This is a genomic window from Escherichia sp. MOD1-EC7003 (assembly GCF_002965065.1).
Lineage (GTDB): Bacteria > Pseudomonadota > Gammaproteobacteria > Enterobacterales > Enterobacteriaceae > Escherichia.
Genome location: NZ_PTRE01000083.1, coordinates 1 through 9,463, shown reverse-complemented (window position 1 = coordinate 9,463; position 9,463 = coordinate 1). Strand labels below are relative to the sequence as shown.

The 9,463-nt window shown below is 51.5% G+C and carries 10 protein-coding genes; 2 read left to right on the top strand and 8 right to left on the bottom strand.

What is annotated here, in order from left to right:
* The first annotated feature begins 358 nt into the window (after positions 1-358).
* Complete coding sequence (gene ahpC, locus A7090_RS15470) at positions 359-922, top strand: alkyl hydroperoxide reductase subunit C (protein WP_000052796.1); 564 nt, start codon at positions 359-361, stop codon at positions 920-922.
* Positions 923-1,091: 169 nt separating this feature from the next.
* Positions 1,092-2,657 (top strand): alkyl hydroperoxide reductase subunit F, encoded by a 1,566-nt coding sequence (ahpF, locus tag A7090_RS15465; protein ID WP_105274684.1) that lies wholly within the window; start codon positions 1,092-1,094, stop codon positions 2,655-2,657.
* Between the two features lie 121 nt (positions 2,658-2,778).
* On the opposite strand, the gene uspG is transcribed toward ahpF, so the two are convergent.
* The 8 genes from uspG to citF form a co-directional block, all read right to left on the bottom strand.
* On the bottom strand, positions 2,779-3,207 hold the full coding sequence (gene uspG, locus A7090_RS15460; RefSeq protein ID WP_105274683.1) for a universal stress protein UspG: 429 nt from the start codon (positions 3,205-3,207) through the stop codon (positions 2,779-2,781).
* Between the two features lie 123 nt (positions 3,208-3,330).
* Entirely contained in the window at positions 3,331-3,420 is a 90-nt protein-coding gene (yldA, locus tag A7090_RS27055; protein ID WP_274541176.1) for a small membrane protein YldA, read from the bottom strand.
* 142 nt (positions 3,421-3,562) lie between these two features.
* The gene (gene rnk / locus A7090_RS15455) at positions 3,563-3,973 is read right to left on the bottom strand and encodes a nucleoside diphosphate kinase regulator (RefSeq protein WP_105274682.1); all 411 of its coding nucleotides are present in this window, start codon (positions 3,971-3,973) and stop codon (positions 3,563-3,565) included.
* 228 nt (positions 3,974-4,201) lie between these two features.
* Complete coding sequence (rna, locus tag A7090_RS15445; protein WP_105274685.1) at positions 4,202-5,008, bottom strand: ribonuclease I; 807 nt, start codon at positions 5,006-5,008, stop codon at positions 4,202-4,204.
* A gap of 113 nt (positions 5,009-5,121) precedes the next feature.
* Entirely contained in the window at positions 5,122-6,585 is a 1,464-nt protein-coding gene (gene citT / locus A7090_RS15440) for a citrate/succinate antiporter CitT (protein ID WP_105274681.1), read from the bottom strand.
* Positions 6,586-6,635: 50 nt separating this feature from the next.
* Positions 6,636-7,514, bottom strand: a complete 879-nt coding sequence (gene citG / locus A7090_RS15435; RefSeq protein ID WP_105274680.1) for a triphosphoribosyl-dephospho-CoA synthase CitG — start codon at positions 7,512-7,514, stop codon at positions 6,636-6,638.
* Complete coding sequence (gene citX / locus A7090_RS15430; protein WP_105274679.1) at positions 7,489-8,040, bottom strand: citrate lyase holo-[acyl-carrier protein] synthase; 552 nt, start codon at positions 8,038-8,040, stop codon at positions 7,489-7,491. The genes citG and citX overlap by 26 nt, the downstream gene beginning before the upstream one ends.
* Positions 8,041-8,043: 3 nt before the next feature.
* A partial coding sequence (citF, locus tag A7090_RS15425; RefSeq protein ID WP_241957276.1) for a citrate lyase subunit alpha occupies positions 8,044-9,463 on the bottom strand: 1,420 nt, incomplete at its 5' end.

The following is a 9,463-nucleotide window of genomic DNA, read 5'->3' as shown; positions in this document are numbered from 1 at the left end:
TCTATGCCAGTTGCAGCCTAAGAAGTGGGAAGCCTCGCCGTTTACGGCGGGGAGCAGTCACATCAGGTGATTGCCCTTTGTTTATGAGGGTGTTGTAATTCATGTCGTTGTTGCCTTTGTAAGGGCAACACCTCAGCCTGCCGGCAGGCGCTGAAGATACCAAAGGGTAGTTCAGATTACACGGTCACCTGGAAAGGGGGCCATTTTACTTTTTATCGCCGCTGGCGATGCAAAGTTCACAAAGTTGTCTTACGACGGTTGTAAGGTAAAACTTATCGATTTGATAATGGAAACGCATTAGCCGAATCGGCAAAAATTGGTTACCTTACATCTCATCGAAAACACGGAGGAAGTATAGATGTCCTTGATTAACACCAAAATTAAACCTTTTAAAAACCAGGCATTCAAAAACGGCGAATTCATCGAAATCACCGAAAAAGATACCGAAGGTCGCTGGAGCGTCTTCTTCTTCTACCCGGCTGACTTTACCTTCGTATGCCCGACCGAACTGGGTGACGTTGCTGACCACTATGAAGAACTGCAGAAACTGGGCGTAGACGTATACGCAGTATCTACCGATACTCACTTCACCCACAAAGCATGGCACAGCAGCTCTGAAACCATTGCTAAAATCAAATATGCGATGATCGGCGACCCGACTGGCGCCCTGACCCGTAACTTCGACAACATGCGTGAAGATGAAGGTCTGGCTGACCGTGCGACCTTCGTCGTTGACCCGCAGGGTATCATCCAGGCTATCGAAGTTACCGCTGAAGGCATTGGCCGTGACGCGTCTGATCTGCTGCGCAAAATCAAAGCTGCTCAGTACGTAGCTTCTCACCCAGGCGAAGTTTGCCCGGCTAAATGGAAAGAAGGTGAAGCGACTCTGGCTCCGTCTCTGGACCTGGTTGGTAAAATCTAAATTTCCTTCGTCTTTCGCGCTACCAACTCCGGCGCGAAATACATGAGAAATCCATCATTTATAACGGGTACTAAAGGTGCCCGTTTCTTCTCTACACCATGATGCAAGCTGCATCCAGGTAGCCGCAGAGGCCGCTTGCATGATGATGTTTAAAGCCCAGGAGATAAACATGCTCGACACAAATATGAAAACTCAACTCAAGGCATACCTTGAGAAATTGACCAAGCCTGTTGAGTTAATTGCCACGCTGGATGACAGCGCTAAATCGGCAGAAATCAAGGAACTGTTGGCTGAAATCGCAGAACTGTCAGACAAAGTCACCTTCAAAGAAGATAACAGCTTGCCGGTGCGTAAGCCGTCTTTCCTGATCACCAATCCTGGTTCCAACCAGGGGCCACGTTTTGCAGGCTCTCCGCTGGGCCACGAGTTCACCTCGCTGGTACTGGCGTTGCTGTGGACCGGTGGTCACCCGTCGAAAGAGGCGCAGTCTCTGCTGGAGCAGATTCGCCATATTGACGGTGATTTTGAATTCGAAACCTATTACTCGCTCTCTTGCCACAACTGTCCGGACGTGGTGCAGGCGCTGAATCTGATGAGCGTACTGAACCCGCGCATCAAGCACACTGCAATTGATGGTGGCACCTTCCAGAACGAAATTACCGATCGCAACGTCATGGGCGTTCCGGAAGTGTTCGTGAATGGTAAAGAGTTTGGTCAGGGCCGCATGACTATTTCTGAAATCGTCGCCAAAATTGATACTGGCGCGGAAAAACGTGCGGCAGAAGAGCTGAACAAGCGTGATGCTTATGACGTATTAATCGTCGGTTCCGGCCCGGCGGGTGCGGCGGCAGCAATTTACTCCGCACGTAAAGGTATCCGTACCGGTCTGATGGGCGAGCGTTTTGGTGGTCAGATCCTTGATACCGTTGATATCGAAAACTACATTTCTGTACCGAAGACTGAAGGCCAGAAACTGGCTGGTGCACTGAAAGTTCACGTTGATGAATACGACGTTGATGTGATTGACAGCCAGAGCGCGAGCAAACTGATCCTGGCAGCGGTTGAAGGCGGCCTGCATCAGATTGAAACAGTTTCTGGCGCGGTACTGAAAGCACGCAGCATTATCGTGGCGACCGGTGCAAAATGGCGCAACATGAACGTTCCGGGCGAAGATCAGTATCGCACCAAAGGCGTGACCTACTGCCCGCACTGCGACGGCCCGCTGTTTAAAGGCAAACGTGTAGCGGTCATCGGCGGCGGTAACTCTGGCGTGGAAGCAGCAATCGACCTGGCGGGTATCGTTGAGCACGTAACTTTGCTTGAGTTTGCTCCAGAAATGAAAGCTGACCAGGTATTGCAGGACAAACTGCGCAGCCTGAAAAATGTCGATATTATTCTGAACGCGCAAACCACAGAAGTGAAAGGCGACGGCAGCAAGGTCGTCGGTCTGGAATATCGTGATCGCGTAAGCGGCGATATTCACAACATCGAACTGGCCGGTATTTTCGTCCAGATTGGTCTGCTGCCGAACACTAACTGGCTGGAAGGCGCAGTCGAACGTAACCGCATGGGTGAGGTAATCATTGATGCGAAATGCGAAACCAACGTCAAAGGTGTGTTCGCCGCAGGTGACTGTACGACAGTTCCGTACAAGCAGATCATCATCGCCACTGGCGAAGGTGCCAAAGCCTCTCTGAGCGCTTTTGACTACCTGATTCGCACCAAAACTGCATAAGAAGAAGTAAGATTCACCTGCAATTGCTTAGCCGCTGGGGTTAAACCTGGCGGCTTTTTTATTGCAATAAAAAAGCCCTGCCGGGATGGTTCCGGGCAGGGCGGGATACTTATTCTGGCAATTAACGCACAACCAGCACCGGCAGATTGGCGTGGCGGATCACGCTCGAGGCGTTAGAACCTAACAGATGGGTTGAAATTGAAGGATTACGCGAACCAATCACCACGATATCTGCATCGAGTTCTTTCGCTAACTCGTTAACTTCATCCCGCACGCTACCAAAACGGACATGTTGTTTAATACGCGAAGGATCGATGGTGAAGTGGCTGACCATCGTTTGTAGACGTTCTTCTGCTTCATGTTGCAGATGCTCTTCAAAACGACGCACATCAGCGGCAAAACGGTGCAGGCTCAGGCTGGCTGAGCCTGGGAGTACGTGAAGTAGATGAATAACACCGTCATCCTGGGCGAGGAATTCAGCGTGGCGAATAGCTTTATCGCTCAATTCCATTTCGAAAACATCCACTGGCATAATGATTGTTTTGTACATAAGCATTCTCTCCTTGTTTTTGCATGTATACATAACAGCACATTATTGATTATGAATCTATGATTCGTGATACTGATTTAATATAAAATGGTGATTGATCTGAAAAATAAATAAAACCAGGCACTACCAGCGTTGTTCAAGGTATAGCACAGCAGCAACAATAATCGCTGCTATGAACATATAAAACGCAGTGATACCGAGAGCTTCGCTCATATGAGGTTCCGCAGGTGAATAACCAATTCAGATTAGAATGCGGCGCTTAAGAGCAAAATGATAAATCTGGTTGATATTTGAGCGGAAAGAGGATGCAAGAGCATCCTCTGGGCAAAGCGAGTTATCGCTTGTGCAGATGGGATTAAAGCAGGTAGTCGCCAGCCGCTTCTGGCTGGTATTCAAGTTCCAGCACTTCAAGGTGGGTTGCTACGCCGCCCGGAAGTTCCCAGTGAATAGAGTCGCCAACGCGCAGCCCCAGTAGTGCGGCACCTACCGGGGCCATAACGGAAAGCTGAGTATTGCTATCGGTCATTTTTGCCGGATACACCAGCGTGCGCACACGCACTTCGCCATCGCTAAGATTGCGGAATTTAACCCGGCTGTTCATTGTCACCACGTCGTGTGGCATCTCTTCTGGCGAACACATTTGGGCGCGATCCAACTCTGCGTTTAACGCGCCGGCGATTGGCAAACCAGCATAGGCGGGTTGCTCCAGCAGAATATCGATGCGTTCGGCATCCAGGTCGTTAATGATGATAGTTGGTCTGGACATTTTTACTCCATGTCGTCGGTACTGCGAGTGTCGCAGATAAACATACCCAAAAGAAAACCCTCACCGTCAGGCGGCGAGGGTTTAACTCATATGATGATACTGACTGTTGCTCACTCTTTGAAGTGATGAGCGTCACATTCAGGGAATTCCTCAATGTAGCGCATTATGTATAAATCTTAATCGTCATGTTTTATGGAAGACGATTCAGTATGTTTTGTAAATACATGATTAATAACCCGCTTTATCAATCAAAAAGGTTTTGCCACAGTTGCCTGGGTGTGGTTGTGGCAAGAATGATTTTGCAGAAAGCGGAGCGTTGATGGCGTCAGCTTTGATCGAAATCTGAATTTCAGTCAAATACGCGGGGTTACCCTGGCACGTTAGCTTAACTGCTTTCACGTTCTCTTTTCCCCAGCTTTTGGCAAATGCGGCGTCAAAGTCATTGCGGCTCACTGTTTTACCGTAGTTATCCGCAAGGAATTTTCCAGCTTCGCTCTCTTTAATTTCTTGATTCAGGCGTACCATCGTGCCGAAGTATGCGTCTGGATCAAAACCAAAGCAGACGCCGTGTTTGGCATATTCGTAACGTTCCAGACAGGAACGTCCACCGGCGCCAGGCATGACTTCACTTAGTTTAGCTGCCGTTTCCAGCGATAACCCGGTTTCCGGTGATGAACACATCCGGCTGGCGCGCGCTTCTGGTCGATTTGGGATTGGGCGAGTGGCGCAGCCGAAGCGCATCCAGCGGCGTTCATCAACGCCACGCGCTGCGATTGATTTTGGCAACCCCGGCCACAAACCATGTACGGTCAGAAAATCAGCTTTGTTGGGCGTTTCGGTTTGCAGACGACATTCATCCCGTTCGTTACGATTTCGATCATGCTGACTTTGGCAAAATCCTGTTTGCCAGGAGAGCGCCAGGACATATCGATCAAAATCGCCATACTGTTTTGCCTGTAACGCCACGGCGTTGGCAGAAGATAAGGGGAGCAGAGAAGCCGCCAGTAACGTGGCGTTACGCCAGAATGCTTTCATCATGGGGGGGGAACTCATACATACACTGAATATTATCTATTAAATCATAAAAAAGCCCGCCAGGTGGGCTTACCTGGCGGGCGTGATGATTTATTCAGCGTTTGGCGAATGTATTAGTTCCACATGGCGAGAATCGGCCAGCCAACCAACAGCAGCATAGAGATGTAAATCACCCCGAAGATTGCGCCAAGACGCCAGTAATCTTTTGATTTCACATAGCCACAGCCGTAAATAATCACCCCAGGACCGGTTGCATACGGCGTCAGACAACCCATGATACCGATAGACAGCACCAGCAGGATACACAGTTGTTCCATTGGTACGCCCGGAATACCTTTACCGACGGCCAGAATAACCGGCAGCATGGTTGCGGTGTGCGCAGACAGGCTGGCAAACAGGTAGTGCGCAAAGTAGAACACCAGAACCAGTACAATCACCGTTGCGTTTGGTGAGAATCCTTCCAGGTGCGTACTCATGGTGCTGGCGAACCAGTCGATAAAGCCAGAACGGGTTAAGCCGTTAGCCATCACAACCAGTGTTGCCAGGTTGACCAGCGTGTTCCATGCACTGTTATAGCGGGTAATGTCTTTCCACGGCACAACGTGCAGGGCCAGCATCAGTGAAACCGCCAGCAGACCAACCGCAGTGGCGTCAATCATTTCGCCGCCAAATACCCACAAGCCCAGGCTAAGCAGTACCAGGATAATCAGCGTCCACTCTTTACGGCTTAGTGCGCCCATGGTTTTCAGTTCATCACCGGCCCATGCTGCCACTTCTGCACTGTGAGTTACTTCTGGCTTATACAGCACGTAGGAAAGCCACGGCGCAACGATCAGCAAAATAATACCAACCGGCAGGAAGCTTAAGAACCATTGTAGCCAGCTAATCTGGACGCCCGCAATTTTGCTGACAAACTCCAGACCCAGTACGTTCGGTGCCGCGCCGGTGACAAACATGGAGGAGCTAAGGCTGGTACTGATGACCATCATCCACATCAAATAGCCACCAATGCGTCGGGAAGATGGATCGTTGGGGAATGATTTAAACAGCGGCGGCAGGTTTTTTATGACCGGAAAAACCGTTCCCCCGGTACGCGCGGTGTTGGACGGTGTAAACGGCGCCAGCAGAATGTCGATAATGACAATCGCATAACCCAACGTCAGCGTGCGTTTGCCCATAAATTTCACCAGGAAAAGGGCAATGCGACGACCTAATCCGGAAACTTCATACCCTAATGCAAAAATAAATGCGCCAAATACCAGCCATACCGTAGTGCTGGAAAAACCAGCCAGACCCCATTTCAGCGCCTGTTTTTGTGCATTAAATGCTGGGTCAGCTAATTCTTTGGCATCAAAGAGCAGATAATTACTGCCAATAACGCAAATAGTGACAGCAATAAAACTGATCGCTGTTGCCGGGATGGGCTCGAGGATCATGCCGATAATCATTGCCACAAACACAGCGAAGTAATGCCATGCCTGCGGCGGCATGCCGTCGGGGACAGGGATAAGAAACATGACGCCCATCACCACCAGTGGGGCCAATAGTTTCCATATATTATCTTTTGCTAAAGACATACGGGTTCTCCGAAAATTAATATTTCAAAATTTATCAAGTGCTTAAATAATTAAATCTGTGCTAAAAACCAGGTAATAATCAGCAGGTCGGCACTGCCGCCTGGACTGAGATTTCGTTCGATACACTCTTTGTCAAACTGGCGAAGATAATCGAGATCGGCGGGGGTTCGGATGCCCCCTTTTTGCAATAATGCTTGCGCCTCGCGTTGTAGCCAGCGCAGGCCCCCTTCGCCACCGCGCGATGCAACGTTGGTATCGCCGTTGATCGCCATCAGTAGGAGCAAGGTATCGAGCAATGCCAGTTCAGGATCTAACCCCTGATCCAGCAAAGTGAGGTAATGCGGCAGTGCGCGGTTGATCACCAGTGGATAACCCGCTTCAGCTTCACCGCGTGCACCGGTAAGGCCAAGCTGCTGGTACAACCGTTGACCTGCCGTCAGTTGTGGATTATTGGTACGCAGTTCGCGATCGGTCAGACCGCGGCAGAAACTTGCCGCCGTCGAACAAACGGTATTTGGCGTTACCGCCTCATTAAGCTGATGCAAACGACCAATCGCCGCGCACAGTAGCCCTAAAGAAAAAATACTGCCTTTATGCGTGTTTACGCCCGCAGTGGCGCGGAACATATCACCTTCGCAAGCCATACCAATTGGGCGTAATCCGTGGAGTACCGCTTCCGGTGCCATTTCTGCACTACAGGCACCAAATTCAATGAAACGGGGTAACCAGCCCTGAATCGCCAGCGCGCTGCGGTGGAAATCTTCCAGTGCCATATCTTTGTGTGCACCGCAGTTAATGCGATCTACCAGGCCGGGTTTCGGTGACAAATTGACTTCAGTCAGCATGGCGCGCCAGCCCAGCAGGGCGTATTCATTGATTAATGACGCAGCAAGCTTTGTGGTTTTAGTTGACGTTGCAGACATCGACATCGTTCAGCAGCGCCTCCATGCGGTTGAGTAAATCAGTCAGTTGATGGGTTTTTCCACGCGCGCAGACGGCTGCGCTTTGCTCGCACAGCAGGCAGCGGCGAGGCGGCAGCGAATAATCGCGGCGGGAGAGAATTTCGCCTTCGGGCGTCAGGACATCGATATCCCATAAACGCCCGAGAGGATGACTATGCTCAAGCTCAATAGTGGCGAGCTTGAGGTCGCGAGCCGGGGCGGCAATACTCAACATACCCTCCGGCCCGCTGGCAGAAACCAGTGCAGCCTGCTCCTGAATTTGCCAGCCCTGTTTTGCGGCTAAGGCTCGCAAGGCTGTCACGCCATGATTAAAAATTCGGCGTGTGACCTCGCTGTCTTTAATCGGCCCAGGCGCAACCACGGTAAAGGAGACCAGTGGAACAGGGTGGCGCTTGAGCCAGGCGTGTTGCCGTGCTTGCCTCTCATCCCGGCTGATGAGCAGCTCGGGAATAGAAACCGCGTGGTGGCTGGCGAGTTCAGGGAGCAGGTGCATGGCTTATTCCTTCACCTGATGCACAACATCGATCACCGAGCCATCGCGGTAACGCACAACGGCAACGACGCGGTCGGTGAATTCAATCGGCTGTGGTTCACCGGTCAGCAGACGCGCACGTTCGCGCAGCCACTCAATGGACACCACTTTAATGCCCGCTTCCTGCAGACGTTCTGCCAGTTCCGGACGTGCCGGGTTAACTGCGATACCGTGGTCTGTGACCAGAATGTCAACGCTGGAGCCTGGGGTGATGCAGGTCAGCACGTTATCCACCAGCGTCGGAATACGACCGCGTACCAGCGGCGCGACGATGATGGAAAGTGCAGAGGCAATCGCGGTATCGCAGTGACCGCCGGAAGCACCACGCAGTACGCCGTCAGAGCCGGTCAGCACGTTAACGTTAAACTGGGTGTCAATTTCCAACGCGCTCAGTACCACCACGTCAAGACGATCAACCGATGCGCCTTTAGAACCCCAGTTAGCGTACTGGTTAGCGCTGATTTCGATGTGATTGGGGTTACGAGCCAGCGATTGCGCCGCGTCGCTGTCAAAGCTCTGAACATCCAGCAGTTTTCGGATCAGACCTTTTTCGTGCAGATCAACCATCGTCGCGGTAATGCCGCCGAGGGCGAAGTCGGCGCGAATATCGCGGCTACGCATTTTGTCTTCCAGGAAACGGGTTACCGCCAGCGATGCGCCGCCAGTACCTGTCTGCATGGAGAAACCTTCTTTGAAGTAGCCAGAGTTGACAATCACATCCGCAGCGCTACGGGCAATCAGTAGTTCGCGCGGGTTAGTGGTCATACGGGTCGCGCCAGCGCCGATTTTTGCAGCATCGCCAACGCGATCAACTTTGACGATCAGATCAACCTGATCTTGCTCAATGCTTGCCGGATTATGCGGATAAGGCAGTAGTTCCTCGGTGAGCATCACGACCTGTTTTGCGTTGTCGGCATCAACCATTGCATAGCCGAGAGAGCCGCAGCAGGCTTTACCGGTGTAGCCGTTGGCATTACCGAATTCATCACAGGACGGGACGCCGAGGAAAGCCACGTCAATGTTCAGCTCGCCGCTCTGGACCAGATGTACACGACCACCATGGGAGTGGACTTGCACCGGTTCAGCCAGCACACCACGGGAAATTTCTTCTGCCAGCGGACCGCGCAGACCAGAAGTATAAATGCGGGTGACCACACCCTGACGAATATGTTCTACCAGCGGCGCATGGCAATCACTCAGGGAGCTGGATGCCAGAGTCAGGTTTTTAAAGCCCATCTTCGCGATGACGTCCATCACCATATTGACGGTCAGGTCACCACCACGGAAAGAGTGATGGAAAGAGACGGTCATGCCATCTTTCAAACGTAAGCGTACAGCCTGAACCGTCTGGTCAGAATCTGACGAATTAGACAAAGTGGTGTCC

Bases quoted from the DNA above. Each gene is read 5' to 3' on its own strand.
- ahpC (WP_000052796.1), top strand. From the start codon at position 359: ATGTCCTTGATTAACACCAAAATTAAACCTTTTAAAAACCAGGCATTC.
- ahpF (WP_105274684.1), top strand. From the start codon at position 1,092: ATGCTCGACACAAATATGAAAACTCAACTCAAGGCATACCTTGAGAAA.
- uspG (WP_105274683.1), bottom strand. From the start codon at position 3,207: ATGTACAAAACAATCATTATGCCAGTGGATGTTTTCGAAATGGAATTG.
- yldA (WP_274541176.1), bottom strand. From the start codon at position 3,420: ATGAGCGAAGCTCTCGGTATCACTGCGTTTTATATGTTCATAGCAGCG.
- rnk (WP_105274682.1), bottom strand. From the start codon at position 3,973: ATGTCCAGACCAACTATCATCATTAACGACCTGGATGCCGAACGCATC.
- rna (WP_105274685.1), bottom strand. From the start codon at position 5,008: ATGAAAGCATTCTGGCGTAACGCCACGTTACTGGCGGCTTCTCTGCTC.
- citT (WP_105274681.1), bottom strand. From the start codon at position 6,585: ATGTCTTTAGCAAAAGATAATATATGGAAACTATTGGCCCCACTGGTG.
- citG (WP_105274680.1), bottom strand. From the start codon at position 7,514: ATGTCGATGTCTGCAACGTCAACTAAAACCACAAAGCTTGCTGCGTCA.
- citX (WP_105274679.1), bottom strand. From the start codon at position 8,040: ATGCACCTGCTCCCTGAACTCGCCAGCCACCACGCGGTTTCTATTCCC.